28 protein-coding genes and 1 pseudogene are annotated in these 26,646 nt (G+C 65.2%); 13 read left to right on the top strand and 16 right to left on the bottom strand.

Annotation, left to right across the window (positions count from 1 at the left end; genetic code table 11):
- Positions 1-244 (bottom strand): annotated as a pseudogene (locus PQR02_RS01975) (hypothetical protein); the annotation flags it as partial.
- Here PQR02_RS01975 and PQR02_RS01970 point away from each other — a divergent pair.
- The 8 genes from PQR02_RS01970 (at position 231) to fliR (ending at position 6,542) form a co-directional block, all read left to right on the top strand.
- Positions 231-1,388 (top strand): flagellar hook-length control protein FliK, encoded by a 1,158-nt coding sequence (locus tag PQR02_RS01970; protein WP_408224613.1) that lies wholly within the window; start codon positions 231-233, stop codon positions 1,386-1,388. The pseudogene PQR02_RS01975 and the gene PQR02_RS01970 sit on opposite strands and share 14 nt — an antisense overlap.
- A 548-nt stretch (positions 1,389-1,936) precedes the next feature.
- The gene (gene fliL, locus PQR02_RS01965) at positions 1,937-2,437 is read left to right on the top strand and encodes a flagellar basal body-associated protein FliL (protein ID WP_408224610.1); all 501 of its coding nucleotides are present in this window, start codon (positions 1,937-1,939) and stop codon (positions 2,435-2,437) included.
- 53 nt (positions 2,438-2,490) lie between these two features.
- Complete coding sequence (gene fliM, locus PQR02_RS01960) at positions 2,491-3,489, top strand: flagellar motor switch protein FliM (RefSeq protein WP_408224607.1); 999 nt, start codon at positions 2,491-2,493, stop codon at positions 3,487-3,489.
- Positions 3,482-3,925 (top strand): flagellar motor switch protein FliN, encoded by a 444-nt coding sequence (gene fliN, locus PQR02_RS01955; protein WP_408224604.1) that lies wholly within the window; start codon positions 3,482-3,484, stop codon positions 3,923-3,925. Before fliM ends, fliN begins: the two co-directional genes overlap by 8 nt.
- Positions 3,922-4,518 (top strand): flagellar biosynthetic protein FliO, encoded by a 597-nt coding sequence (gene fliO, locus PQR02_RS01950; protein WP_408224601.1) that lies wholly within the window; start codon positions 3,922-3,924, stop codon positions 4,516-4,518. Before fliN ends, fliO begins: the two co-directional genes overlap by 4 nt.
- Before the next feature lie 14 nt (positions 4,519-4,532).
- Positions 4,533-5,378: a flagellar type III secretion system pore protein FliP gene (gene fliP / locus PQR02_RS01945; protein ID WP_408224669.1), complete on the top strand. Its 846-nt coding sequence runs from the start codon at positions 4,533-4,535 to the stop codon at positions 5,376-5,378.
- Positions 5,379-5,443: 65 nt separating this feature from the next.
- Complete coding sequence (gene fliQ / locus PQR02_RS01940; RefSeq protein ID WP_408224598.1) at positions 5,444-5,713, top strand: flagellar biosynthesis protein FliQ; 270 nt, start codon at positions 5,444-5,446, stop codon at positions 5,711-5,713.
- Between the two features lie 46 nt (positions 5,714-5,759).
- Positions 5,760-6,542: a flagellar biosynthetic protein FliR gene (gene fliR / locus PQR02_RS01935; protein ID WP_408224595.1), complete on the top strand. Its 783-nt coding sequence runs from the start codon at positions 5,760-5,762 to the stop codon at positions 6,540-6,542.
- 127 nt (positions 6,543-6,669) lie between these two features.
- Here the strand turns inward: fliR and flgL are convergent, their stop codons facing one another.
- The 12 genes from flgL to flgB form a co-directional block, all read right to left on the bottom strand.
- Entirely contained in the window at positions 6,670-7,899 is a 1,230-nt protein-coding gene (flgL, locus tag PQR02_RS01930; protein ID WP_408224592.1) for a flagellar hook-associated protein FlgL, read from the bottom strand.
- Positions 7,900-7,909: 10 nt separating this feature from the next.
- Positions 7,910-9,910, bottom strand: coding sequence for a flagellar hook-associated protein FlgK (flgK, locus tag PQR02_RS01925; protein ID WP_408224589.1), 2,001 nt, complete (start codon positions 9,908-9,910; stop codon positions 7,910-7,912).
- A gap of 220 nt (positions 9,911-10,130) precedes the next feature.
- Positions 10,131-10,898 carry a flagellar regulator YcgR PilZN domain-containing protein gene (locus PQR02_RS01920; RefSeq protein ID WP_494478092.1) on the bottom strand — a complete coding sequence of 256 codons (768 nt, stop codon included), beginning with the start codon at positions 10,896-10,898 and terminating at the stop codon, positions 10,131-10,133.
- A gap of 367 nt (positions 10,899-11,265) precedes the next feature.
- Positions 11,266-12,255 (bottom strand): flagellar assembly peptidoglycan hydrolase FlgJ, encoded by a 990-nt coding sequence (gene flgJ / locus PQR02_RS01915; protein WP_408224582.1) that lies wholly within the window; start codon positions 12,253-12,255, stop codon positions 11,266-11,268.
- A gap of 12 nt (positions 12,256-12,267) precedes the next feature.
- Positions 12,268-13,488 carry a flagellar basal body P-ring protein FlgI gene (locus PQR02_RS01910; protein WP_408224579.1) on the bottom strand — a complete coding sequence of 407 codons (1,221 nt, stop codon included), beginning with the start codon at positions 13,486-13,488 and terminating at the stop codon, positions 12,268-12,270.
- Positions 13,489-13,490: 2 nt separating this feature from the next.
- Entirely contained in the window at positions 13,491-14,189 is a 699-nt protein-coding gene (gene flgH / locus PQR02_RS01905) for a flagellar basal body L-ring protein FlgH (RefSeq protein ID WP_149669940.1), read from the bottom strand.
- 29 nt (positions 14,190-14,218) lie between these two features.
- A complete protein-coding gene (flgG, locus tag PQR02_RS01900; RefSeq protein ID WP_408224575.1) occupies positions 14,219-15,007 on the bottom strand; it encodes a flagellar basal-body rod protein FlgG in 789 nt (262 codons plus the stop codon).
- 40 nt (positions 15,008-15,047) lie between these two features.
- A complete protein-coding gene (gene flgF / locus PQR02_RS01895) occupies positions 15,048-15,806 on the bottom strand; it encodes a flagellar basal-body rod protein FlgF (protein ID WP_408224572.1) in 759 nt (252 codons plus the stop codon).
- A gap of 18 nt (positions 15,807-15,824) precedes the next feature.
- Positions 15,825-17,381, bottom strand: coding sequence for a flagellar hook protein FlgE (locus PQR02_RS01890; RefSeq protein WP_408224569.1), 1,557 nt, complete (start codon positions 17,379-17,381; stop codon positions 15,825-15,827).
- Between the two features lie 48 nt (positions 17,382-17,429).
- Positions 17,430-18,134, bottom strand: a complete 705-nt coding sequence (locus PQR02_RS01885) for a flagellar hook assembly protein FlgD (RefSeq protein ID WP_408224566.1) — start codon at positions 18,132-18,134, stop codon at positions 17,430-17,432.
- 10 nt (positions 18,135-18,144) lie between these two features.
- Positions 18,145-18,570, bottom strand: a complete 426-nt coding sequence (gene flgC, locus PQR02_RS01880) for a flagellar basal body rod protein FlgC (RefSeq protein WP_149669945.1) — start codon at positions 18,568-18,570, stop codon at positions 18,145-18,147.
- A 117-nt stretch (positions 18,571-18,687) separates the two neighbouring features.
- The gene (flgB, locus tag PQR02_RS01875; RefSeq protein ID WP_408224562.1) at positions 18,688-19,185 is read right to left on the bottom strand and encodes a flagellar basal body rod protein FlgB; all 498 of its coding nucleotides are present in this window, start codon (positions 19,183-19,185) and stop codon (positions 18,688-18,690) included.
- A 217-nt stretch (positions 19,186-19,402) separates the two neighbouring features.
- Between flgB and flgA the strand changes: the two genes are divergently transcribed.
- The 5 genes from flgA (at position 19,403) to PQR02_RS01850 (ending at position 22,842) form a co-directional block, all read left to right on the top strand.
- Entirely contained in the window at positions 19,403-20,872 is a 1,470-nt protein-coding gene (gene flgA / locus PQR02_RS01870) for a flagellar basal body P-ring formation chaperone FlgA (RefSeq protein ID WP_408224559.1), read from the top strand.
- Between the two features lie 174 nt (positions 20,873-21,046).
- On the top strand, positions 21,047-21,400 hold the full coding sequence (flgM, locus tag PQR02_RS01865; RefSeq protein WP_408224556.1) for a flagellar biosynthesis anti-sigma factor FlgM: 354 nt from the start codon (positions 21,047-21,049) through the stop codon (positions 21,398-21,400).
- A gap of 94 nt (positions 21,401-21,494) precedes the next feature.
- Positions 21,495-21,941, top strand: coding sequence for a flagella synthesis protein FlgN (locus PQR02_RS01860; RefSeq protein WP_408224553.1), 447 nt, complete (start codon positions 21,495-21,497; stop codon positions 21,939-21,941).
- A gap of 314 nt (positions 21,942-22,255) precedes the next feature.
- Entirely contained in the window at positions 22,256-22,438 is a 183-nt protein-coding gene (locus PQR02_RS01855; RefSeq protein WP_408224550.1) for a type II toxin-antitoxin system HicA family toxin, read from the top strand.
- Positions 22,435-22,842, top strand: coding sequence for a type II toxin-antitoxin system HicB family antitoxin (locus PQR02_RS01850; protein ID WP_408224547.1), 408 nt, complete (start codon positions 22,435-22,437; stop codon positions 22,840-22,842). Before PQR02_RS01855 ends, PQR02_RS01850 begins: the two co-directional genes overlap by 4 nt.
- Before the next feature lie 48 nt (positions 22,843-22,890).
- Here the strand turns inward: PQR02_RS01850 and PQR02_RS01845 are convergent, their stop codons facing one another.
- The 3 genes from PQR02_RS01845 to flhF are packed head-to-tail and all read right to left on the bottom strand — an operon-like array spanning position 22,891 to position 26,463.
- A complete protein-coding gene (locus tag PQR02_RS01845) occupies positions 22,891-23,625 on the bottom strand; it encodes an RNA polymerase sigma factor FliA (RefSeq protein WP_408224544.1) in 735 nt (244 codons plus the stop codon).
- Positions 23,626-23,654: 29 nt separating this feature from the next.
- A complete protein-coding gene (locus PQR02_RS01840) occupies positions 23,655-24,524 on the bottom strand; it encodes a MinD/ParA family ATP-binding protein (protein ID WP_408224542.1) in 870 nt (289 codons plus the stop codon).
- The gene (gene flhF / locus PQR02_RS01835) at positions 24,517-26,463 is read right to left on the bottom strand and encodes a flagellar biosynthesis GTPase FlhF (RefSeq protein ID WP_408224539.1); all 1,947 of its coding nucleotides are present in this window, start codon (positions 26,461-26,463) and stop codon (positions 24,517-24,519) included. Before flhF ends, PQR02_RS01840 begins: the two co-directional genes overlap by 8 nt.
- Between the last annotated feature and the right edge of the window lie 183 nt (positions 26,464-26,646).

Genomic DNA, 26,646 nt, shown 5'->3' with positions numbered 1-26,646 from the left:
CTTCTTCGGCTTCTTCGGCTTCTTCGGCTTCTTCGGCTTCGTCGGCTTCGTCTTCGTCTTCGGCTTCGTCGAGCGTGCATGACGCGCCGCCGGCCCAGAGCGCGTCGAACAGCTCGAACGCCGATGCAAGCAACAGCGCGAACAGCAGCAGTTCGACGAGCACGGCGGCGTCCACTGCGGCAACGGGGCAGACGCAGCAAGGCTCGACGGGCAACACCACCGCGACTTCGGTGAAGTCCGGCAAAACGGCGACCCAGACCGACGCGGGCACGGCGGCGGCAGCAGCCGCTGCGCAGGCACAGGCACAGGCACAGGCTCAAACGCTAGCTCAGACCGACCCGAACGGTGCAACGACGACCACCACCGCCGACCCCTCCACGACCTTGACCGATGCCGCAATCGCGTTGGCCGGCACATCGGCGACCGCGACGACCGGCAGCGCGTCGCTGAAGAAAACCGCGGCCACCAATCCGAAGTCTGTGCAAGACGCGTTGCAGGCGGCGCTCGCCGCGCTCGCGAGCGGCCAGGGCGTGGTGCCGAAGCAGACGTTGGCGAGCGGCGCGGCAGCGTCCGCCCCCACGACGGCCAAAGGGATGGCGCTGAACGGCGCGGCGGACAGCAAGTCAGCGGCGAGCGGCCTGCTCGGCGACGGCAACGGGTTGGGCGCAAGCAAGGCCGCAGCGACGGCATCGACTGCCACGCCGACGACGCTAACCGACCCGGCGGCGGCGAAATCGACGCTCGACGCGCTGACGGCGACGGCGACGGCGACGGCGACGGCGGCCAGCAGCGGGCAGGCCGACAACGTGGCGTCCTTCAAGAGCGCGGCCGACGCGGCGAACGCGGCACTGGCCGCCACGCAAGCTGCCGCGAATGCCGCGAGCACGACGTCGGCCGTGCAAAGCACCGGCAATGCGAGCGCGGCGGACGTGGCGAACGCGTTGACGCCGCAGGTCGGCACGACCGACTGGGAGGACGCGCTGAGCCAGAAGGTGGTGTTCCTGTCGAACGCGCACTCGCAGAGTGCCGAACTGACGTTGAATCCGAAGGATCTTGGACCGCTACAGGTTGTCTTGCAGGTTGCCGATAACCATGCCCATGCGTTGTTCGTTTCGCAGCATCAGTCGGTCCGTGAAGCCGTCGAAGCCGCGTTGCCGAAGCTGCGCGAGGCGATGGAATCGAACGGCATCGGGCTGGGCAGCGCCAGCGTGAGCGACGGCTTCGCCCGCCAGAGCGGCGGCCAGCAGAGCGCCGACTCGGGCCGCCCAGGCGGCAAGTCAGGCGGCAGCGGCGGCTCCTTCGCGGGCGGCGGCGCATCCGACTCGGCTGGCACGGTCGCCAACGTCGCCGTGCGGCGGACAGTCGGCCTGGTGGACACGTTCGCCTGACGGATTGCGCGGACGAATACGTGCGCATGACGGTTTGCGTGCGGCGCTACATCGGCCACGCTCAGAGAGCCTCTGCTTGACATGAGCCGCCTCTTGTTTCGAGCGACCTGACCACACCGACGCTTCATGAAGCAACGCGACGGCGCGCGCAGCGCCGCCGGATGAATGACTGCCTTGTCACTGAGGCGGAGTGTGCGGGAACCCAGATTCCAGATGCACCACTATCCCCTCCAAGCCAGGGGACCCGCTTATGAGCTAGCGGTTTGAGGCCGCTTTCTTTGCCTACTTTCTTTGCGGCATGCAAAGAAAGTAGGTGCCGCCCCGCACAGGGGCAACGCTAGCATACCGACGTGAAAGCAAGGAAAGGCCAACGCCGCTCGCAAACAGTCAAAACCTCACAAAGCCAAAAGCGCAAAGCCGCCAGCCGCCGGCCCAAACCCCAAAAACCAGAGATAGCCCGCAATAACCCTTCTTTTCGACCCATCACCTGACAGCCAAATCAACAACAATCACCCTCATCAGCACTAAAGGCAAGCAAAGCAAACCCAATGGCAACCACAACCGCACCTCAGCAAGCCGCGCCCGCCTCGCCGGGCCCCTTGAAGCGCATCATCCTGATCGCCCTCATCGCGATCATCGCCGCGGGCGCAGCCGGCGCAGGGGTGTGGTTCTTCATGTCCAAACGCGCCCCCGCCGCCACTTCGGCCGAAGCCGCGCCGCCGCCGTCCGCGGCGCCGCTGTTCTTCCCGCTCGAATCGATGACGGTCAACCTGCAATCGGACGACGGCCAGCAGCACTTCCTGCGCATCGGCCTCACGCTCAAGCTCGGCGACACCCGCACCCAGCAGGAACTGACCGACCACATGCCGGAAGTGCGCAGCCACATCCTGCTCGCGCTGTCGAACAAGCATCCGGAAGAACTCGCGCCGCTCGAAGGCAAGCGCGCGCTCGCCGACGAACTCAAGACGCTGATCGAGCAGCCGGGCGACAAGGGCGCCGCGCCGATCCACGTGCAGGACGTGCTGTTCACCGAATTCGTCGTGCAGTGACGTTGTCTAGCGCTGCCATCATCAACCGCCACGGGACGCACGAGGAATAAGGAATGGGCCACGAAGAGTTCATGTCCCAGGAGGAGGTCGATGCCCTGCTCAAGGGCGTCACCGGCGAATCCGACACCGAAGCCGAGCAAAGCGACCGTACCGGCGTACGCCCGTACAACATCGCGACGCAGGAACGCATCGTCCGGGGCCGGATGCCCGGCCTCGAAATCATCAACGACCGCTTCGCGCGTCTGCTGCGCATCGGCATTTTCAACTTCATGCGGCGTTCGGCGGAAATCTCAGTCGGTCCGGTGAAGGTGCAGAAGTACAGCGAATTCACCCGCAACCTGCCGATCCCGACCAACCTGAATCTGGTCCACGTGAAGCCGTTGCGCGGCACCTCGCTGTTCGTGTTCGATCCGAACCTCGTGTTCTTCGTGGTCGACAACCTGTTCGGCGGCGACGGGCGCTTCCATACCCGCGTCGAAGGGCGCGACTTCACGCAGACCGAGCAGCGCATCATCATGAAGCTGCTCAATCTGACCTTTGATCACTACGCGACGTCGTGGAAAAGCGTGCGCCCGCTGCAGTTCGAATACGTGCGCTCGGAAATGCACACGCAGTTCGCCAACGTCGCGACGCCCAACGAGATCGTCATCGTCACGCAGTTCTCGATCGAGTTCGGCACGACCGGCGGCACGCTGCACATCTGCATGCCGTATTCGATGATCGAGCCGATCCGCGACGTGCTGTCGTCGCCGATCCAGGGCGAGGCGCTCGAAGTCGACCGCCGCTGGGTGCGCGTGCTGTCGCAGCAGGTCCAGGCAGCGGAAGTGGAGTTGACCGCCGACCTCGCACAGGTGCCGGTCACGTTCGAACAGATCCTGAACATGCGCAAAGGCGATGTTTTGCCGATCAACATCCCCGAGCACATCACGGCGAAGGTCGACGGCGTGCCGGTGATGGAATGCGGCTACGGAATTTTCAATGGTCAGTACGCGTTGCGGGTTCAGAAGATGATCAGCGCAGCCGACACGATGAAGGAAGGTGGATATGAGTGACCTGAACGCAAAGCCCGAGGCCGAACTGGCCGCCGGCGCGGTGAGCTCCGAGGACGATGACGCGATGGCCGACTGGGCCAGCGCGCTGGCCGAGCAGAACGACAACGCCGAAGTCAGCCCGGCGACGGCCGGCGTGTTCCAGCCGCTGTCGAAGGTCGAGCCGACCTCGACGCGCAACGATATCGACATGATCCTGGACATTCCTGTCCAGATGACCGTCGAACTCGGCCGAACCAAGATCGCGATCCGCAATCTGCTGCAACTCGCGCAGGGTTCGGTGGTGGAGCTGGACGGCATGGCCGGCGAGCCGATGGATGTGCTGGTGAACGGCTGCCTGATCGCGCAAGGCGAAGTGGTGGTTGTGAACGACAAGTTCGGCATCCGTCTAACCGACATCATCACGCCGTCCGAACGCATCCGGAAGTTGAATCGATGAAACGCATTGCCCGTCGCGCCGCGCTCCACGCATCGCGCGATGCCCTGCTTCGGGCCGCCCGCCTGGCGGCCGCCACGGCGGCGCTGTGCGCGCCGCTCGCTGTGCCCTCCCCCGCGCAAGCCGCCGATATGAACGCGGTCAACCACGCCGCGAGCATCGCGTCGGGTGTCGGCGCGGGCGCGGCCGTCCCGGCACTCGGCGTCGGCGCGGTATTGCAGACGATCGTCGGCTTGCTGGTCGTGATCGGCCTCGTGTTCGGCTGTGCATGGCTCGCGCGCCGTTTCGGCTTGCAGCCGGGCCATCGCGGCGGCCTCGTGAGGACCATCGGCGGGGCGTCGCTCGGCGGCAAGGAGCGCGTCGCGGTCGTCGAGATCGGCGACACGTGGCTCGTGCTCGGCGCCGCGCCCGGCAATGTGCGTTTGCTGCATACGATGCCGGCCGGCTCCGCCGCGCCTGATGCGCTTGCCGACACGCCTGCACAAAATCAAGGCGCTCGCGCGCCGTTGCCAGGCACCTTCGGTCAACGCTTTCGCGACGCGCTGAAAGGCGAGGTAGGCAAACGTTTCAACGCACAAGGCGGCGGGGATCGGTAATGCAATTCAGTCCGATGCAAGTCAGCCTTCAACCGGCGCTTGACGCCGCGGCCGCTTCAGAAGCCGCTTCACAAATCGCTTCGCAATCCCCTTCGCAAGCCGTGCTTGCCGTGCTGCGCCGCCATGGGCCGCTCGTGCTGCCGGCGCTGATGCTCGCGCTGCCCACGCTCTCCTTCGCGCAGACCGCAGGCCTGCCCGCGTTCAACACAAGCCCTGGCCCGAACGGCGGGACGACCTACTCGCTGAGCGTGCAGACGATGCTGCTGCTCACGATGCTGTCGTTCCTGCCCGCGATGGTGTTGATGATGACAAGCTTCACGCGCATCATCATCGTGTTGTCGCTGCTGCGCCAGGCGCTCGGCACGACCACCACCCCGCCGAATCAGGTGCTGGTCGGGCTCGCGCTGTTTCTCACGCTGTTCGTGATGTCGCCGGTGCTCGACAAGGCCTATAACGAAGGCTACAAGCCGTTCTCCGACGGCGCCATTCCGATGGACCAGGCGGTCTCGCGCGGCGTCGCGCCGTTCAAGACCTTCATGCTGCGCCAGACCCGCGAAAGCGATCTCGCGCTGTTCGCCCGCATCTCGCACGCCGCGCCGATGCAAGGTCCGGAGGACGTGCCGCTGTCGCTGCTGGTGCCGTCGTTCGTGACGAGCGAACTGAAAACCGGCTTTCAGATCGGCTTCACGATTTTCATTCCGTTCCTGATCATCGACATGGTGGTGGCGAGCGTGCTGATGTCGATGGGGATGATGATGGTGTCACCCTCCACCATCTCGCTGCCGTTCAAGCTGATGCTGTTCGTGCTGGTCGACGGTTGGCAATTGCTGCTCGGCTCACTGGCGCAAAGCTTCGTTTAACTGCATCACTTAGCTCCGTCACTTAACCGCGTCTCTCAACCCCTCACGCTTCCGATCGACTCGCCATGAATCAAGAAACCGTCATGACGCTCGCGCACCAGGCCATGTATGTCGGCCTGCTGCTCGCCGCGCCGTTGCTGCTGGTCGCGCTGGTGGTCGGTCTGGTAGTAAGCCTGTTCCAGGCTGCGACGCAGATCAACGAAACCACGCTTTCGTTCATTCCGAAGCTGCTCGCGATCGTCATCACGATGGTGATCGCCGGCCCGTGGATGTTGACGACTATGCTCGACTATCTGCGCCAGACGCTCACCAACATTCCGTCGCTCGTCAACTGAGCGCGGCCGCGGCCTCCGCTCGGGGTTTCCGCCCTCGTCCACCGGCATGTTTTCCGTCACCTACGCACAACTGAACGCCTGGCTCACGGCATTCCTGTGGCCGTTCGTGCGGATTCTCGCGCTGGTAGCGACCGCACCCGTGCTCGGCAACCCTTCACTGCCAATGCGCGTAAAGATTGGCCTCGCGGCCTTCATTACGATCATCGTCGCGCCCACACTCGGCGCGCTGCCGCAGGTCACGGTGTTTTCCGCCGAAGGCGTGTGGATCATCGTCAATCAGTTCCTGATCGGCATCGCGCTCGGCATGACGATGCAGATCGTGTTTCAGGCGATCGGCGCGGCCGGCGACTTTGTCGGCCTGGGCATGGGCCTCGGCTTCGCGACCTTCTTCGACGCGCAGGCAAGCAGTTCGAGCCAGGTGCTGTCGACCTACGTGAACACCATCGCGACGCTGGTGTTTCTGGTAATCGACGGCCATTTGCAGATGATCAGCGCGCTGCTGGCCACCTTCCAGTCGGTTCCGGTGTCCGCGAACATCCTGGGCGCGCCCGGCTGGCGCACCCTGGCGAATTTCGGCGGCACGGTGTTTTCGGCCGGGCTCCTGCTGTCGCTGCCGGTGGTCGTCGCGCTGCTGATCACCAACATCTCGCTCGGCATTCTAAACCGCGCCGCGCCGCAAATCGGCGTATTCCAGATCGGCTTTCCGCTGACGATGCTGATCGGCTTGCTGCTCCTGCAACTGATGATCCCGAACATGATTCCGTTCTTTATGCGCCTGTTCGACATCGGCGTCGATCAGATGGGACGCGTGGCGGCTGGGTTGAAGTAGCGCGCGCTCCCGGTGCCGCGATCAGCATTCGCCAAACAAGGGCCACACGTTGGCCACACAAAACAAAGAAGGGCGGAACCGGCTCGCACCGGCTTCCGCCCTTCCGTATTTCAGACGAAGCGCCCGCTTAGTTCAGGTACTGGAACAGCGAAACGCTCTGAATCTTCACAAACGCCTGCTGCGCCGCTTGCAATGCGGTTTGCGTCAGCGTGTACTGGCTGATCGCCTTGACCATGTTGGTTTGCGTCAGATCCGTCAGGTTGGTCGACGTCTCCAAGGTGTTCGCCTGCGTGACCGTCTGCAACGCCTGCACTTCCTGTTCGCGTCCACCTACGTTCGCCCGCGCGGTGACCACGTTGTTGATCGTGTTCTCGAGCTGGGTCGCGCTGGTGGTCAGCGCGCTCTGGAAACTGGCCGTCGAGGCCGCACCCGAGACCGGCGTTTGCAGCGTGGTAATCAACTGGTTCAGATTCGCGAACACGTCCATGCTGCCTTGCGTGGCCGGCGTTACCGTGAAGCTGTCGGTTGCGTTCGGCGTGCCGGTAATGCTCACCGACTGGCCGCCGAGCGTGATGGCCGAGCCGGCCGTGAATGTCTGCGACGGGCCGGGCGTGCCCGGCACGCCGGGCGTGGCCGGACTGGTCTGGCTCACCGTGTACGTGGTCGGCGACGTGAAGGTGATGGTGTACGTGTCCGCATTGGTCGGATCGGTCGGATTCGTCAGGCTGACACTGCCGATCACGCCACTGCCCGTGTTGTTGGCCGCCGCGGCCGGCACCGCGCTCGTGCCGACCGGCGCAACGCTACCGAAGATCGAGAGGCCGTTGTCGGCCGTCTGGATGGTGCTCGAGTCGTTGATCTGCACGGTGCGCGTGCCGGTGTCGCCCGAATAGGTCACGACGCCGGCCGAATTGGTGCTGTACGGCTGCGCGGTGCTTTGAAAGCCGGCGAACAGGTAGTTGCCCTGCGGATCGGTCGAGTTGGCCAGCGTCATCAACTGGCTGGTCAACCCCTGCAACTGCGTGGCGATCGCGCCGCGGTTGCCGTTGTTCAGCGAACCGTCGCCGGCTTGCAGTATCAGCGTGTGAATGCTCCCCAACACGGTATTGACGCTGCCGAGCGTGGAGTCTTCCTGTTGCAGCGACGAGAGCGCGGCAGTCTGGTTGGTCGTGTACTGCGACAAGGTCGTCGCCGTCGAGCTCAGCTGCACCGCCTGCGCCGCGCCGAGCGGATTGTCCGCCGGCGTGGAGAGGCTCACGCCGCTCGAAATCTGTGCATATAGCTGCGATAACTGAGCTTGCTGATCGCTCATCGTCGCCACGTTCATGTTGAAATACTGCGAAGTGGAGATGCGCATCTTCAACGCCTCACTGGAAAATGCCGAGCAATGTCTGGAACAGCGTCTGGGCCGTCTGGATGACCTTGCTGTTGGCCTGATAGAGCTGCTGATACTGAAGCAGGTTGGCTGCTTCCTCGTTGAGGTTCACGCCGGAGACCGACTGCTGCGCGGTGGTGATCTGCGTCACCACCGCAGTCTGGGCCGTGCTCGAAGTCTGAATCCGGTTGGTCTGGTTGCCGACCTGGTTGACGTAGTTCGCATACGCGCCCACCAGCGTAAGCGTGCCGCCCGACATCGACTTCGCGCCAGACAGATTCGACAAGGCGAGCGCGTTGCTGCCGTCGTTAGTCGCGCCGGTGTTCGGGCCGATGGTGAATGTGTCGCCGGCGGCAGGTGCGCCGCTGATCGTTACCGTCACGCCGTTCATACTGCCGGGTGTAGCGTTGTTGATCGTCAGCGTCGCGCCCGTGAGCGCCGAATACGGCACGGTGGTCGTAGTGGCGGCGATGTTGTAGGCGGTTGGGGTCGGCGGCGTGCCAGCCGTCACCGTCACCGTCGAGCCAGCCGGGAACCCGGACAGGAACCCGGACGTTCCTACGACGCTATACGACAGCGTAGTGGTCGCGTTCGGCATGGTGTAGTTCGCCGTCACCGTGCCCGACGAAATCGTCCCGGTACCGGTGTTGGTCACCGCGGCTGCGCCCAGCACCGGGGAAGCGGCGGCAATCGCCGAAGCAGCCGTGGTCGCAGTGGCGAAGCTGTCCAGCGCGCCACGGGTCGGTTCAATCGTGAACGAGTCGCCCGGGTTCATCGTGCCCGAGGGGATCGAGAAATTCAGGCCGTTGATCGGCTGGCTCAGGTTGGGCGCCGACCCCACCACGGCGCCGCTCGAATTGTCGGTCAGCGTGTAGGAGGTGCCATTGTAGGCAAGCGTGTAGTCCCCGGTAGGCGGTTGCGCAGGATTCGCGAACGACACTGTCAGCGCCGACGCACTACCCGTGTTCTGCGTATTCGCGTAGGCCGTCGGGCTGCCCACCGAGAACAGCGCGCCGCCCTGGGCGCCGGTGAGCGTAATGCCGAGCGCGTTCTGCGCATTGACCTGCGAGGCGAAGCTCACGGCAATCGCGCCGAGTTGCGCTTCGGACGGATCGAGCGTCTGGCTGCGGAACGCGACGAGGCCGCCAAGCGTGCCGCCCGTGATGTTGCTGTCGGGCACGGTTTGCGGCACGACGGCCTGGCGCGCGCCGGCCTGACCGAGATACTGCACTGACAGTTCGCTGGTGTCGCCGGTCGTAGGTGCCGTGCCGAGGTTGTAGCTGTTGCCGGCGGACACGAGCGGCTGGCCGTTGGCCATGAACACGCTGTAGCTGCCGTTGCTGTTCACGACGTTCACGCCCACCAGTTGGGACAGATTCGACACGGCGAGATCGCGCTGATCCATCAGCTGGTTCGGCGGCTGACCTTGCGTGCTGGCCTGCGCGATCTGCCCGTTCAACTGGGCGATCTGCGCCGTGTAGCTGTTGATCTGCGAAACGGTGCTGGTGAGCTGCGTGTTGACGCTCTGGCGCATCGCATCGTATTGCTGACCCGCGGCGTTGATTTCGTCCGCGAGCGTCTGCGCACCGCTCATCGCTGTCTGGCGGGTGGCCAGACTGGAGGCGTTGTTCGAGACGTTCTGCAAATCGGTGAAATAGCTGGTGATCGCGCTCGCAATGCCGCCGGTCGGACTGCCGATCAGACTGTTCAGCTGCGAGATCATCGTGTTGTACGTCGACAGCGAGCTGCCCGACGACTGGGCGCTGTTCAGCTCAGTGGTCAGATACTGGCTGTACTGGCGCGTCACGGTGACGGTCGAGACACCCTGCGGCAAATAGCCGGAACCCGTGTACTGGCCGCCGGTTTCCGCGTAGACCGGGGTTTCGATCGTGTAGCCCGGCGTCGACGCATTGCTGATGTTCTGGCCGGTCGTCGTGAGTCCCCACTGGGCTGCAGTCAGTCCACTGAGGCCGATATTGATGAGATTGGACATGCGCGATCCTGAAGGGCGGCACCGACCACATGCCGCCGCGTTACTTGAACATCCTGCTTAACGGCCTCCACGAAGACAAATTGAGGGCCGTTGCAATGTTGTTCCACGTTTGTTTCAACGATTGCGAGACTTGTGCTAACGGGCTTACGCCCGAGCACCCCATCAAGGCGGAAACCGGGCGGCGCGAGCCATGCTCAGGCGCCGCCATCCAGCATTTTTATCAACGCGCCAGCGAGCGGCGCTTCATCTCGAGCTGCGTAATCAGCCGTTGCAGCGTGTTTTCAGTGCTGCCCGGCAGCGTCATGAAACGGAAGCCGAGCTGATAGCGCCGCGTGCCGTTGGGCAGCGACGTCGAACGGTGCGACACGAGTTGCAGATCGAGCGAGAGCCGGCCAAGCGCACCGAACGACAGCTCGCAATCCATCAGTCGCGTGCCCATCGGCAGTTCGGCCACGCGTTCGTCGGTCGTGTGCATGCCGACGCCGCCGAGCGACAGGTCGTGCACTTCGAAGCGGAACGTGTCGCCTTCGGGCAGACGGCCGCTGCACATGTACGGATCGAGAATCGGCGCGTTGACGCGGAAATACTCGCGGCGCTGCACGTAAAACAGCACCTCGGGGAAGTCGGACTCGAACGCCGGCATTCCTTCGAAACGGGTCTCGCGCGGCGTCCCGGTGGCGAACTCGACGCGCACGCCGTCCGGCGAGGCGTGGAACTGGCAGCGCGGCGCGGCCAGCAGCCCTTGGTTCTGCTCGGCCAGCGCGCCCCAATCGAAAGTGAAGGTGCGCTCGCGCACGTCGACGTCGAGCAGGCGCGTCACGATCTGGCCGCCTGCAAATTCGACGGTGAGGAAATCGCCGCGGTTGACGAGATTGCGCAACTGGACGCCGATCTCAAGCGGATTGCGGCGGCCGAAATCGTGTGCGCTTTCGTCTTGCGGGGCGTGCGGCTGACCGTGCGTGTCGGTGTGGCCGTTCGACTGATTCATATCCATGGGCTTGCCGGTATGCTTTGTTCTTGCGGGCGCGTGCCTGGGCTCTGGCGGGGCTTTCGAGAGGCCTTCGTCGAAGCCGCGGCACGTGCATTCAACCGGACGTTACGTCGCTTTCCGGTATCGGGTCTAACTCTTTAGCGGCAGCATCCAGCCAAAATTTAGGGGCTCGGAATGAAATATTTGCCGCAAACGTTAAAACGCGATCAGCCCCGTCGCGGGTGGACCGGACGCCGGTGGGCGGCCGGCCTCTTCCGTCTTGTCATGCACCAGGCTTGTCGCATGCATGGTTTTGAACGGGTCCGGCTGCCTCGTCACTGCTGCCGGATTACTGCTGTCCCCTCACTGCTGCATGAACTGCAGGTCAGCCCATCTTCTGCATGATCGACATCAGCTTCCTCGCGTAGTGCGGGTCAGTCGCATAACCCGCGCGCTGCATGCCGTTGGCAAAGCCGTTCACGTCGTGCGACGAATTGATCACCTGCGCGTAGCGCGGGTTGCCCTTGAGCAGGCTCGCGTAGTCGGTCATCGCTTCCTGGTACGAATCGTACGCACGGAATTTCTCGACCGTGCGCTGCGGCTTGCCGTTCACGTACTCGGTCGTGACGGTCGAGACGGTCTTGCCAGTCCAGTCCCTGGTGGCCTTGATGCCGAACACGTTGTGGCTGGTCGAGCCGTCCGCCTTCCTGATCTCGCTCTTGCCCCAGCCCGACTCGAGCGCGGCCTGGCCGATGATGAAGCGCGCCGGAATGCCGGTCGCGGCGCTCGCGGCCTGGGCGGGCGCGGCCAGCTTGTCGACGAACGCGTCGACCTTCGGCGAGCTGCCGTCGCCGCGCAGCGGCGGCGTCAACGCGCTATTCGCCGAGTAGCCCTTGCCCATCGCCAGTTGGCCGTTGGCCTGCGCGTTGCCGTAGGCCTTCGCGAGCGCGTTGAGCGCGGCCGTCTGGCCCTCGTCGCCGCCACTGCCTCCGCCGAGTGCGTTCGCCATGCCGGCGAGGCCGCCCGCGCCGCCCGCGCCGTTGCTCACCTGCATGCCCTGATTGCGCATCAGCTGCTTGAGCATCGCGTCGGCCACGCCGATGCCCTTCTTCGACAACTGCTGCGACATCTGCTGATCCATCATCGACGTGAAGGTGGCGCTGTCGTGCGAGTCGAACGGACCGTCCTGCGGCGTCGCGTCCCGCATGCTCTTCAACATCATCTGGGTGAACACGGCGTCGAACTGCTGCGCCGCCATCTTCATGCCGGCTTGCGGCGAAGCCTTGGCCTGGGCGCTCAGACTGGCGAAACCCTGCACATCGAGTGCGAACCGCTGGGTCAGGTCGTTCGCGGTATTGGTCGTATCCGAATTCATCCGGCGTCTTCCTTAGATGATTTCCAGGTCGGCGCGCAAAGCGCCCGCCGCCTTCATGGCCTGCAGGATCGACATCAGATCCGCCGGCGTCGCGCCCAGTGCATTGAGCGCCTTCACCACTTCAGCGAGATTCGCCCCGGCGTTCACCAGCTTCAGCGCGCCGTTGTCCTGCTTCATCTGAATCTGCGACTGCTGCGCGACCACGGTCTGGCCGTTCGAGAACGCGCCCGGCTGGCTCACGACCGGCTGCGTGTTGATCACCACCGACAGATTGCCGTGCGCAACCGCGCAGTTTTGCAGCGTGACCATCTGGTTCATCACGATCGAGCCGGTGCGCGCGTTCAGGATCACCTTCGCGGCGGCCTGCGCCGGCCTGACGTCGAGGTTCTGCAATTGCGCCATGAACGAGACCTGCTGCTGCGGATCGGCCGGCGCGCGCAACTGGATCGTGCGGCCGTCGAGCGCCGTGGCGGTACCGCTGCCGAACGCGTTGTTGACCGCCGCGACGACGCGCTGCGTGGTGTCGTAGTCCATGTCGTTCAGGTCGAGCTGCATGGTGCCCGCTTGCGACACCGAGGTCGGCACCGCGCGTTCGACGATCGCGCCGCCTGCGATGCGGCCGGCGGCCAGCGTGTTGACCTGCACCCGGCTGCCGTTGGCACTCGCGCCGGCGCCGCCGACCGCGAGGTTGCCCTGGCCGAGCGCGTACACCTGACCGTCGGCGCCCTTGAGCGGGGTGAGCAGCAGCGTGCCGCCGCGCAGGCTCTTCGCATTGCCGAGCGACGAGACCGTCACGTCGATCGCTTCGCCCGGACGCGCGAACGGCGGCAGCACCGCCGTCACCATCACGGCGGCGACGTTCTTCAACTGGATGTTCGACAGCGACGACTGCGAGTTGCTCGACCCCGCCGCCTGGTTATTGATCGAGATGCCGAGGTTCGCCAGCATGTTGGCGAGCGTCTGCGTGGTGAACGGCGTCTGAGTGGTCTGGTCGCCCGTGCCGTCGAGGCCGACCACGAGGCCGTAGCCGATCAGCGGGTTGTCGCGCACGCCCTGGATCTGCGCGAGGTCTTTCAGCCGTTCGGCATGCGCGGGCGTGGCGGCCGGCAGCACCGCGCAGGCGAGCGCGATGAACGCGAGCGCGCGCCCGGCGCGTGAGGCCTTGGCGAACGCAGCAGCAAAACCCGCGGTGAGGACAGCGCCGGCCGCGCGGCGCGGGGAGACGGTACGCATGATCACCACGGCGACACGTTGAGGAAGAAGCGTTGCAGCCAGCCCATGTTCTCGGCCTCGTCGAGATAGCCCTTGGCGGAGTACTCGATTTTCGCGTCGGCCACCTGGGTGGAATACACCGCGTTCAGGCTGGAAATCGTGTTCGGATTCACCACGCCGGAGAAGCGCACGAATTCATTGCCCTGGTTGATCAGCATCTGTTTTTCGCCGCTGACGATCAGGTTGCCGTTGGCCTGCACGCCCGTCACCGTGACGGTGATCGTGCCGTTGAACGTATTCGACGCGTTGGCGCCGCCGGTGCCGGAAAACACGTTCGCGCCGTTCGCGCTCAGATTGGTCTTGGCGAACAGGCCGCCGAGAAAGCCCGCGGTCGGCACGGTGAAATTCGTGCTGCCGTTGCGGTTGGCATTGGCGCCGGACGACTTGGTCGCGTTGATGTTTTCGGCAATCACGATCGTAATGATGTCGCCGACATTGCGCGGCCGCTGGTCTTCGAACAGCGGCCGGCCCGCGTAGCCCGGGTTGTAGATCGAGCCCGGCGCCTGCGCTTGCGGCGGAACCGGCGGCAGCGCCGTCATCGGCTGCTGGGTGATCGGCTGCTTGGGCACGAGGCCGCAACCACCCAGGGCCGCGAGCAGCGTGAGCTGCGCGAGCGCCTGAGCGGTGCGCGAATGAACCGGAGTGCGAGTGAAGTACGACATCGTGATTACCTTCTTCAGTTCCCAGTCCCTCAAACCTGCATCTGGCTGAGGGTCTGCAGCATCTGGTCGGAGGTGGTCACGGCCTTGCTGTTGATTTCGTACGCGCGCTGGGTCTGGATCATGTTCACCAGTTCCTGCACCACGTTCACGTTCGACGCTTCCACATAGCCCTGATTGAGCGTGCCGGCGCCGTTCAACCCCGGCTGCGCGATGTTCGGCGCGCCCGACGAAGCCGTCTCCGAGAACAGGTTCTCGCCCTTCGCATCCAGACCGGCCGGGTTGATAAAGGTGGCGACCTGCATCGAGCCGAGCTGCTGCGTATTAGTGGAGCCGGAAACGGTGACCGACACCACGCCGTCGCTGCCGATCGTCAGCGAAGTCGCGTTGGTCGGGATCGTGATGGCCGGAATCACCTGATAGCCGCTCGACGTGACGAGCTGGCCCTGGGCGTTGGTCTGGAACGAACCGTCGCGGGTGTAGGCGGTCGTGCCGTCGGGCATCTGCACCTGGAAGAAGCCCGCGCCGTTGATCGCGACGTCCTTCGAGTTGCCGGTCTGCTGCAGGTTGCCCTGGGTGTACAGACGTTCGGTCGCGACCTGTTGCACGCCGGTGCCGAGCTGGATGCCGGACGGCAGTTCGGTTTGCTGCGTCGAGTTCGCACCCGGCTGGCGGATGGTCTGATACAACAGGTCCTCGAACACCGCGCGCGAGCCTTTGAAGCCGTTGGTGCTGACGTTCGCGAGGTTGTTCGAGATCACGTCCATCTGCGCCTGTTGCGCATTCATGCCGGTAGCGGCGATGTAGAGCGAGCGATTCACTTATGTTCTCCTATGTCGACCATGCAAACTGCGGTCTCCGTTAGCTAAAGCTGAGCAACTGGTTAGCGGACTGATCGTTCTTGTCGGCGTTTTCCAGCAGCTTGGTCTGCATCTGGAACTGGCGCGCGTTGGTGATCATCGAGACCATCGCGCTGACCGGATTCACGTTGCTGCCTTCGAGCGACGCCGGCGCCAGTGTGACGGCCGGATCGGCGTCGGCGGGGTTGCCGTCGGCGGTGCGGAACAGGCCGTCGTCGCCGCGCGTCATCGATTGCGGATCCGGATTCACCAGCTTCAGCTGATCGACCGTCACCACGGCGGTCGGCGGATCGCCCGGCGTCAACGCGGACACCGTGCCGTCCTTGCCGATCGTGATCGCCGCGCCCGGCGGCACCGCCACCGGCCCGCCGTTGCCGAGCACCACCTGATTGGTGGCGTTCACCAGCTGGCCGTTCTCGTCGACGTGCAGATTGCCGGCGCGCGTATACGCCTCGTTGCCGTCGGCGGTCTGCACCGACAGCCAGCCCGGACCCTGGATCGCCACGTCGAGCGGGTTGCCCGTCTGCTGGATCGGCCCTGGCGTGTAGTCGGCGCCCGGCGTCGACGACAGCACGAAGGTGCGGGTGGTGTTGTCGTTGATCGAGCTGCCGTCGCCGAACGACATCGGCACGGCACGGTAAGTCTCGAGCTGCGCGCGAAAGCCCGTGGTCGATGCGTTCGCGAGGTTGTTCGCGACGATCGCCTGCTGTTCGAGCGCCTGGGCGCTGCCCGACATCGCGGTGTAGATCAGCCGATCCATGATTGGGGTCCCGGTGGCTTACAGGTTGATCAGGGTCTGGTCGACGGTCTGCTGGGTCTTGATCGTCTGCGCGTTCGCTTGATAGTTGCGTTGCGCGGTGATCAGGTTCACCAGTTCGCTCGTCAAATCCACGTTCGACTCTTCGACTGCGCCGCCCTGCAGCGTGCCGTGGTTGGTGCTGCCCGGCGTGGAGATCTGCGCGACGCCCGATTGTGCGGTCTCCTGGTACTCGTTATTGCCGAGGTCCACCAGACCGTTCGGGTTGTTGAAGTTGGCGAGCACGATCTGGCCCAGCGACGCCGTCTGACCGTTTGAGTAGTTGCCGGTCAGAACTCCCGTTGTGCCAATGGAGAAGTTCGTCAGTTGGCCGGCCGCGTAGCCGTTCTGCGACAGGTTGTTGGTGCCGTCCGTGCTCCCGTACTGGGTCGTGCCAGTGAGGTTCAATGAGAGCGTCTGCGGCGTCCCCGAACCATCGGTGTTCGGGATCTGGAACGTGACGGTGCCGGGCGTTGCGGGCGCGGCAAACGTAACTGTCGCCGGCGGCCCCGGGACAATAGTCGCCTGCTGGAAAGTCGACAACGTGCCGGACGTGCTGAACTGCGCTTGACCGATGATCTGGGCAGCACCGCCCGCCACGCCCGCATAGACGCTCCATGTGTTGGAAGCCGTCTTGGCGAAATACATATTGACCGTCTGCGAGCCGCCGAGCGTATCGTACGCCGGAACCGAAGAGGTGTAGTTATAGGTCGACGGGCTGTTCTGGTTGAATGCGATCGGCGCCGGCGTAACCGTGACGCTATCGCCGGAGGCTGCACCAGTGATCGTGACTGTTTGCCCATTGCCCAGCGTAATAGGCTGGCCGGAGGTGTAGGTTCCCATGCTTGCGACCGTGGGGTCCGCGACAGGGGGATTCCCCGTAGTCCCACTGACCGTGTACGTCAACGCCGGGGCTGCCCCGCCAATCGAAACTGTGTAAGTGTCGTTGTTCGTGCCAGCTGAGGCCGTCGTGATCGCCGCGGTGGCCGTCGCACCACCAGGGGAGGTAACCGTCGTCGTCGGCGCTCCCAGCATCAGCGCATCCTGCGCATTCAGATTGAACTGTCCCGTAATGCTGGTGGTAGGCGAGGGCGCGATATTCGTCGTCGGCACGGTGAGCGGCACGGTCTGCGCGCTATTGATGATGCCGCTTGCGTTCGCCGCGTAGCCCATCACCTGCAGCCCCTCCGCATTCACGATCTGGCCGCTGCTGTTCAGTTGAAACACGCCGTTGCGCGAATATGTGACCGCGCCGTTGTTCGACATCTGGAAGAAGCCGTTGCCGTTGATCGCGACGTCCAGCGCCGTGCCGGTCGAGTTGATCGTGCCCTGCGAGAACTGCTGTTGCACGGCCGCGAGCTGCGTGCCGATACCGATCTGGTTGTTGACGGCCGTGGCCACCGAATTCGCGTACAGATCGGCGAACACCGCTGTGCCGCTCTTGAAGCCGATCGTGTTCGCGTTGGCAATGTTGTTGCCAATCACGTCGAGATCGCTTGATGCGGCCGACAGGCCGCTCAAACCTTGCTGATAACCCATGACGGTCTCCGTTCCGGAAAATGTCTGAAATTGTTTGAACCGAACTGGTTAGAGGATCGCCGCGACCGAAGTCAGGGCAACCGTATTGCCATTCGAAAGCACGAGGCCAGGCGCGCCGCCCGAGCCCTGCACGACACTCTGGACGGTCGCCTGGGTCAGCGTGGTGCCAGTGCCGGGGGCGCCGTTCACGGTGCCCGTCGCGCTGATCGTGTAAGTGCCGTCGGGCAATGCGGCCCCCGTGGAGTCGACCGGGTTCCACGAGACCGGGACGGTGCCGGCAGCCTGAGCGCCCAGATCGAGCGTGTTGACGATCTTGCCGGCGGAGTTCTTAACGACTACCTGCATGTCGGACGCAGCGTTCGCCAACTGCACGCCGAATTCGGTGGTCTTGCCGCTCGCCACGGTAATGGAGCTGCCGGGAGCGAGCACGCTCGAACCGATCAGCAGCGCGGCTTGCGACTGCTGGCCTGCCGACATCTGCGTGGCGAGCGAGCTGAGCGTGGTGTTCAACTGGCTGATGCCGGACACCGTGTTGATCTGTGCCAGCTGCGAGGTCATCTGCGAGCTGTCCATCGGGTTGGTCGGGTCCTGGTTCTTCAACTGCGCGACGAGCAGTTGCAGGAAGGTGTTCTGCAGGTCGGCGGCCGACGTGCCGCTCGTCGAGCTCGTGCTGCTGCTCGCGCCGTTCATCGTGTCAAGCAGCGTTTGCGAAACGGTCGTGCCGCTGCCGCCGATCGTGGTGTTGGTGGTCAAGGCTCTCTCCTCAGGTTCCGATCGTGAGCGTTTTCAGCATCAGTGTTTTGGCCGTGTTCAGCGTTTCGACGTTGGCCTGATAGGAGCGCGAAGCCGAGATCATGTTGACCATTTCCTGCACCGGGTCGACGTTGGGCAGCGTCACGTAGCCGTCCGCGTTGGCCGCCGGATTACCGGGCTCGTAGGCCGTCTTCATCGGCGTAGGGTCGTCGACCACGCCAGTGACCTGCACGCCGCCGACCTGCTGGCCCGAGGCCGAGCGCGCGCCGCCGAGCGGGTTCACCGCGAACACGACCTGCTTGGCCTTGTACGGCTGGCCGTCCGGTCCGGTGGTACTGTCCGCGTTGGCGAGATTCGACGCCGTCACGTTGAGCCGCTGCGACTGCGCCGACATCGCGGAGCCTGCAACACCAAAGATATTCATCAGGGATGGCATGGTTTCCTGACCTCTCCTGCCGGTGCGAGCCGGCTTCAATTAAGTCCCGTAGCGATTTGTCCGTGCGTGCTGCCGCGTCTGCCGTTGGATCTGCCGCCGCGTGCGCCGCATGTCCTGTTACGAGCCCGACGTGATCGCCGAGAGCATCGTTTTGATCTGGTTCGACAACACCGTCATGCCCGATTCGAAGTGCAGCGTGTTGTCGGCGAACTGGACCCGCTCGGTGTCGATATCCACCGTGTTGCCGTCGAGCGCGGGCTGGGTCGGAATCCGGTAGGCCAGGTTGCCGTAGTCGTCGGGCGTGCCGCCCGTCGCGGTGAGCGTGGCCTTGCCCGACATGTGGCCCGGCTCGGTCGACGTCATCGACATGCCGCTCGTCACGCCGGCGGGCTGCGTCATCGCCAGCGTCGAGCTGTTCGATGCGCCCTGGCCGGCGGTGCTGCCGCCCGTCTTCTTCAGCGCGCCGGCCAGCGACGACGCGAAGTCGACGTCGCGCGCCTTGTAGCCCGGCGTATCGGCGTTGGCGATATTCGACGACAGCAGTTCCTGCCGGTAGGCGCGCACATCCAGCGCCTGGCGGCCGAACGCGAATTCGGAATCGAGTTTGTCCAGCATAGAAATCTCCCGAGACGGTTCCCGAGGCTTCCCGTGACGGCCTCGCTCGAGGGCTGCATCGACCGGGAAGGCCTTTTTGCATGAGGTGCATCTTATGGGCCGAACGCAAGCGGCAATCGGACGAATAACCGGGAAAGGGGGCTTCTATTCAACGGTTGCCCAATGGGGGCGCTCACTAGAATGCAAGGCGTACCGATGCATTCCATGGAGAACCGTGATGGACCAGCCCACTTCCGATTTGCCGCAGCGTGCGAGCCGCGCGACGGCGTATCGTGCGGGCTCGCGCGCCGGCCGGCCGGCGCGTGCGATGCGGCTGGCTCCGCGCCTCGCCCTGCGCGCCACGTCGCGTCTTTTTACGCGGCTGGTGGTGAGCGTCGCGCTGTGGGTCGCGGGCGGCATCGTGCTGGTGCCTGGTGCGAGCCAGGCTCAGGAAGCCGGCGGCCCGATCGTGATTCCGGGTCCGGCGGAAAAGAATCCCGGCGCGCTCGCCGATATCGCACAGCGGATGCAGACGCCGTCGCAGCGCGCGGCGTCGGCCGCGACGCTGGCGGCCGCCACCGCGCAGTCGATCGGACGCGGGCCCGCGCCACGCGAGCCCGATCCGTTTGCGCGCGCCGCCGCTACCAACGGCGCGATCGTGATCGCGGGCGCGAACGAGCCCGCCGCCACACCGGCGATGATCCGCACCAGCTTCAAACCGGACGCCAACGGCGTCGTCACGATTCCCGCGCCGGGCAATGCCGGGGCGTCGGCGGATAGGGCGCGCGTGAATGCCGCGCCGGGTTCGCGCGCGGTCGTGCCGGTCGTGGTGACGCCCGCGCCGGCAAACGCGGCCGGCGTGCAACCGGTCGCCGCCAGCGCACCGCAAGGCGGCGGTTTCGACAGCCTCGCGTCGCGCGGCGAGCCGCCGCAATTCGGCGCGAATGGCAAGCCGGTCGCGACTGCGGCCGCGCTGCCAGGCCGTCCCGTGATCGCCGCGACGCCAGCGGCGCGCCAGACGGCGGCGGCGGTCGCCCAAAAGAATCTGCAGGCCGCCGTCGTCGCGCAGCCTGCTCCGCTGGCCGGCCAGCAAGACCCCGAAGCGATTCACACCGCCGCCCTCGCCTTTCTGCGACAGCAATCCGCCGGCTTGCCCGGCAAGATCGACATCACGGTCGCGGCGGCCTTTGCGCGCGGCCTCACCGCCTGCACCGCGCTCGAACCGTTCATGCCGACCGGCGCGCGCCTGTGGGGGCGCACGACCGTCGGCGTGCGCTGCGCGGGCGAGCGGCCGTGGACCATTTACCTGCAGGCGCGCATCTCGTTGCACGCCACCTACTATCTGGCCGCGCGCGCGATGGCGCCGGGCGAAGTGCTCACCGCCGCCGACCTCGTCGCGCGCGACGGCGACCTGACCGGCTTGCCGCAGGCGATCGTCACCGACCCGTCGCAGGCGATCGGCTCGGTCTCGCTCGCGCGGATCGCGGGCGGCATGCCGCTGCGCCGCGACATGCTCAAGAGCGCGTCGGCGATCGCGATCGGCCAGACGGTGCGGGTCGTGGCGGCCGGTGCCGGCTTCTCGATTTCGGCCGAAGGCAGCGCGATGAACAACGCGTCGCCGGGACAGCAGGTGCGGGTGAAGACCGCGAACGGCCAGATCGTCTCGGGCATCGTCAAGGATGGCGCGACGGTGGAGATTCAGCTGTGAACCGGCTGGCCGCCCTCGTCCTCGTGCAGGGAGAGGCCGTGGCGGCGGCGTGGGCGGCAGTGGTGTCGATGGGGTCGGATGGCGCTGAAAAGCACGGTCCGGCGTGGGGCGATTGCGCTAAAGTTTTGATCAACGGTTGCCGTTATCAGGATCAAATCGTTCAGGAAGCCAATCGTGAAAGTCGATTCCACAACCAATTCGAATCTGCCGACGTTGAAAGACGCCCTGTCCCGCTCGCAGCAAAGCGACGCCACGCCGGCGGCCAACACCGCGCAGAGCGCAGGCACGGCCACGCCGGCCGCCGCCAGCGGTTCGGGCGACGCGAGCGTGAGCCTGTCGGGACTGTCGCAGCACTTGCGCAGCCTGGCGGCGTCCGGCTCGGCGGACATCGACACGGCACACGTCGCGTCGATCAAGCAGGCGATCAAGGACGGCACGCTGCAAATGGATTCGGGCAAGATCGCCGACGGCGTCTTGCAGACGGCGCGCGAGCTGTTGCAGACCAAAACCTCGTCGACCGGCAATTGATCGACACATCGAAATGCGGTGGAGTGCCGGGCGGCGTTCGACAAATCCGGCTCGCGAGTCATGCGCGAGCCGCTGTGCCTAGCGAGTTGTTGAGATGAAAGATGCCCTGCTTGCCACCCTCATCGACGAATATTCGACCGTCGAGGCGTTCGCCTCGATTCTGACGCTCGAATCGCAGGCGCTGACCGCCCTGTCGCCGCTGGAGCAGTTGCCCGCGATCGTCGAGAAGAAAACCGAGCTGATCGGCGTGCTCGCGAGGCTCGAAGCCGCGCGCGACGCCCAACTGGCCGAACTGGGCTTTCCGGCCGGCTGGTCGGGCATGGAGCTGGCTGCCAGCACCGACGCGCGGGTCGCCGCGCAATGGTCGCTGCTGCAAAAAGCGGCGGAGCGCGCCCGCCGCGCCAACGCCAACAACGGCGAACTGATCCGCGTGCGCATGGACTACAACCAGCGCGCGCTCGCCGCACTGCAGGTGAACGTGCCGCGCAAGACTGGTTTCTATGGGCGTGATGGCCGGGTTCCGGCTCAATCCGCGCTTTGAAAGACAACTGATTACTGATTGCCGGCCAGGCAGATCGGCTTCAAACGAAACATCAGCGAAGGCCCGTCATTGACGGGCCTTTCGCATTTTCACCACGACGACTCGCTCGTCTCATCCCTCCCGCCTCCCTTGCTCCAACGACCTCAACGCTAGCCATCCGGCTAACTGGCGCGCAACGCCGCGCCGCGTTGAAATGACAACCCCCTGTCGAGCTTTGCGCGATCGTCGCGACTGCGAGTTGCGGCGCGTCCACAGACAAAGCTCTACCCACTAGCGAGGTTGTGTAATCGTGTGTATAGTTAAAGGAGTCCAACATGAACAGCGCCGAGGTCGCCACACTGATCCATACCGATGGCTGGCGGCTCGTCCGGATATCGGGCAGCCACCATCATTTCCGGCACGCGGTAAAGCCCCGTCTCGTGACCATCCCGCATCCGAAAAAGGATCTGCCGCCCGGCACCCTGAACAGCATTCTCAAACAGGCAGGCCTGAAATGAAGAACCTGATTTTCCCGATCGCTATCGAGCCTGGAGAGCAGCAGCATGCGTTCGGCGTGGTCGTGCCCGACATTCCGGGCTGCCACTCCGCGGGCAACACGCTGGAAGAAGCCTATGCGAACGCCAAAGAGGCCATCGAAGCACATCTCGAAACGCTGATCGACGAAGGCATGGCGCTGCCGGAGCGGCGCTCGCTCGACGAACATCGCCTCAATCCAGACTTCGCGGGGTTCACATGGGGTTTCGTGACAACGCGCAACATTCCGGCGTTGAAGAAGGCGATCCGCATCAACATCTCGCTGCCCGAGGTGCTGGTCCAGGAGATCGACGCGTATGCGCAGGCGCGCGGCATGTCGCGCTCGGCATTTCTCGCGCTTGCCGCCGAACACGAGATGGCTGCATGAACAGGGCGGGCGCATTCCGAACCGCCGTGTCGAACAGCGCGCGGCGCTTCAGTTCGCCTCGGCGTTTGCCCAGGCCATTTCCCGCAGCCGCGTGCGCAGTCGCGCCACGGCCTGGCTGTGCAACTGGCACACCCGCGACTCGCTGACTTCCATCACCGCGCCGATTTCGCGCAGGTTCATGCCGCGCTCGTAGTACAGCGACATCAGCAGCTTCTCGCGTTCCGGCAACCGGTCGATCGCATCCACCAGCGCCGAGCGCAGGCTGTCGTCGAGCAGCGCCGACAGCGGGTCGGAATGGTCCACGCAGTAGCGGTCGAGAAACGGTTCGTCGTCGGCGGAACGGTCGAAGTCTTCGTAGTAGATCAACTGGCTGCCGTGCAGGTCCTGCAACATCGACTGATATTCGTCGAGCGGCATTTGCAGGTGCTCGGCGATCTCGGTTTCACTCGCCGAGCGGCCCAGGTTCTGCTCCACCTTGTGCACCGCCGTTTCCACTTCTCGCGAGGTGCGCCGCAAGCTGCGCGGCAACCAGTCGTTGCTGCGCAACTCGTCGAGCATCGCGCCGCGAATCCGCTGGCTGGCGTAGGTCTCGAACTGCGCGCCCTGATCTTCCTTGTAGCGGCCCGCGGCATCCAGCAAGCCAATCATGCCGGCCTGGATGAGATCGTCGAGATCGACGCTCGCCGGCATCTTGGCGACGAGCTGCAAGCCGAGGCGACGCACGAGCGGTGCGTACTTCGTCAGAACTTCGGCTTGGGAAATCTTTCCCTGGGCGTTATACATCGTGCTTCCCCTTGTCCTTATGCCGCCTCTCAGGCGTGCTGTACGGACGGTTGGTCGGCGTGCTGCGCCGCTGTAACTGTCGCTGGCGCCATCCGTGGCGTTGGTGACGACATCGCTGGCCGCATCGGCCAGTACTGCAATTCCGCAGCGAGCTGCCGCAAGTCGCGCGCAGCCGGTGTCGACGGGAAAGCATCGACGACACAACGCGACAACTCCAGGGCTCGCGCCATCCGCGCATCGGCGGCAATGCAGCCGGCGTCTTGCAGCGCCACCGCCAGGTAGCGCCCGGCCACGCCGGCCAGGTTGCCAAACGTCGTGTGCGCGTCGGCCACGCTCTGCACGTGATTCGTCAGCACGCGAAACTGCGCGATCGCGTGCGCGTAGTGCAGACGCTTCATGCATGCATACGCGTCGGTGATCGCCTGCGCCGACACGCGCGTGACGACCATCACGTCGTGCGCCTGCCGCGCGAATGGCGACAGATGGCCTTGCTCGTCGAGTTGCGCGTCGATCAGCACGATGTCCGCGGAACCGCCGAGCAGCACCTTGAACTGCTGGGCCGGGTGGCCTTCGCGGTCGCTGCGCGACGCGGCCAGCACCGAAAAACCCAGCGGGTGCCGTGCGGCCGCTTCGTCGAGCGTCATCTCGCCGCTCATCACAGCCGAGAAATTGCCAGCGCCGCGCAAGCCGCCGAGCATCGCGCTCACCGATCTGTCGCCCACGCATTCGTCGATCACCAGCACATCCTTGCCCTGCTGCGCGAGCGCGGCGGCGAGATTGACCACCACGGTCGTGCATCCCACGCCGTCCGGTCCGCCCGTCACGGCAATCACGCGCGCGCCGCTGCGTGCAAGCAGCCGCCGCAGTCCTTCGGCCTGATCCGAAACGAGCTTATCCAAAGCGAACCTCGTGCAGCTCGGCGGTCGAACGTGCTGACAGTGCCGAGAGCAAGCCCGGAACGTCGTCGTCGTGCGGCACGAAGGGCGAGTTGTCGCGCGGAATGCAGAAGGCGCTCTTGATCAAAAATTTGCGGGTCCCGACGTACAGGTTCTCCGGCACCTTCTGCCCGGTCGACACGTAGTGCACCGGCAGCTTGTAGCGGATCACCGTATCGAGCACGCCGCCCAGATTGGTCGCTTCGTCGAGCTTGGTCAGGATGCAGCCGGCGAGCGGCTGTTGATCCGGCGCGCGCTGATAGGCCTGCACGACTTCGTTGAGCGTATCGCCGTGACTCGTCGCGTTGAGCAACAGCAGGCGCTGCACCGGCTGACCGGCGCGGCACAACATCGCGATCTGGTCGGACACGAGGCGGTCGCGCTGGCTCATGCCGATCGTGTCGATCAGCACGATGTGCTTGTTGCGCAGTTCGGAGAGCGCGAGCTGCAGGTCGGCGCCGTCTTTCACCGCGTGAACCGACACGCCGAGAATCTTGCCGAAAATGCGCAGTTGCTCGTGACCGCCGATCCGGTAGCTGTCGGTGGTGAGCAGCGCGACCTTGCTGGCGCCAAAGCGCATCACGCAGCGCGCGGCGAGCTTCGCGGTGGTGGTCGTCTTGCCGACGCCCGTCGGGCCCATCAGCGCGAACACACCGCCGCGCTCCATCAGCGCGTCTTCGTCTTCCATCACCGGCAGGTTCGATTCGAGGACCGAGCGCACCCAGTCCATGCCGCCGTCCATCGTGTCGATGTCACCGGGCAGGTTGTCGATCATCATCTGCACGAGCTGCGCGGAAAAGCCCGCGGCGAACAGATGCTTGGTGAGCTCGGCGCGCGCCGGGTTGCGGCGTTGACGCTCGCCCCACAGCAAGCCGGCGAAGTGTTCTTCCATCATCCCGCGCATCGACGACAGTTCGCTCATCACGGTGTCGTTGACGACCTGCTCCATGCGCGCCTTGATCGCCTCGGCGACCGACGCCGGCGTGCGGGTGTCGTCGCTGGCGGGCTGCGTCGGCGCGTTCTTCTGCGCGGTGCGGCGTGCGGCGACTTGCGCGGCTTCGCGGGCCCATTCGGGCGTGTCGGTGGCGGGCGCGGCGGCGGCCGGTTGCGCGACGGGTCTGGCGACTTTGACAGCGGCGCCGAGTCCCTTGGCGGTCGCGGCGGACGGCGTCATCGCGGCGGGGCGTGCGCTGTATTCGCCGTGCTCTTGCTGCTGTTCGGCGGCGATGCGGCGCGCGTGGTCGATGAGCCACGGGTTCGATTCGGCCATGGTGCGCGGCGAGGCGATCTCGGCCTTCTGGTCAGCCGACGCGACGGGCATGCCGGCGGCTTTGAGCAGATCGGCGCGGATGTCTTCGGACAGACGCCCCGCCGCTGCACGCGCGCTCGGGCCTGCGGGGACCGGCTGGGCGACCGCTTGCACGACCGCTTGATGAGCTTGCTGGCCGACGCCCTGCACGGAGTTCGCTGCGGCGCCCGGCAGGGCCGTCGCCGGTACGGCTGCGGCCGTCGCTTGGGGCAGCGCTTTCGGCGCGTTCGCCGGTGCTCCCTCGGCAGGCGCGCTCGCGAACATCGTTTCGGCACCCGCTTCCGGGCTCGCGCCGAACACCGACGAGAACACATCGGGCATGCCGCTCGCGTACGGATTCGCCGGCAGTGCGCGCGGTGCGGCGAGGGGCGGCTGTCCAGCATTCGAACCCGTCGGCGCGGCCAGCGCCGCGCTTGCGCGGTCGCGAGCCTTCGGCGTGATGGCGGCGAGATCGCTGTCGGCCAGCGCGACGATCTCGACGCGGCCGTCGTCCATCGTGCGATTGGACAACACGACCGCGTCCGGGCCAAGCGCTTCACGAACCCGACGCAGCGCATCGCGACTGGTGGCACCGACAAATTTACGAATGTTCAAGCTGGACCCCCGATGAGGTATACGGACTGACGGACCGGCAACACACCGCTTCCCATTGAGATCAATTATTGCGAAAGCTGTCGAGCGACGATCGATGGATAAAGACCGTTAAAGGTAGGCAATTCGCGCGATGGAAAAGCGGCCGGTACGACGCGCGCGCGGGTTTCGAACGGGCTGCCGAGC

The sequence above is a fragment of the Paraburkholderia sediminicola genome, from assembly GCF_046026895.1.
Classification (GTDB): domain Bacteria; phylum Pseudomonadota; class Gammaproteobacteria; order Burkholderiales; family Burkholderiaceae; genus Paraburkholderia; species Paraburkholderia sediminicola_C.
The sequence above is the reverse complement of the archived record's forward strand: the minus strand, read 5'-3'. Positions and strand labels throughout refer to the sequence as shown.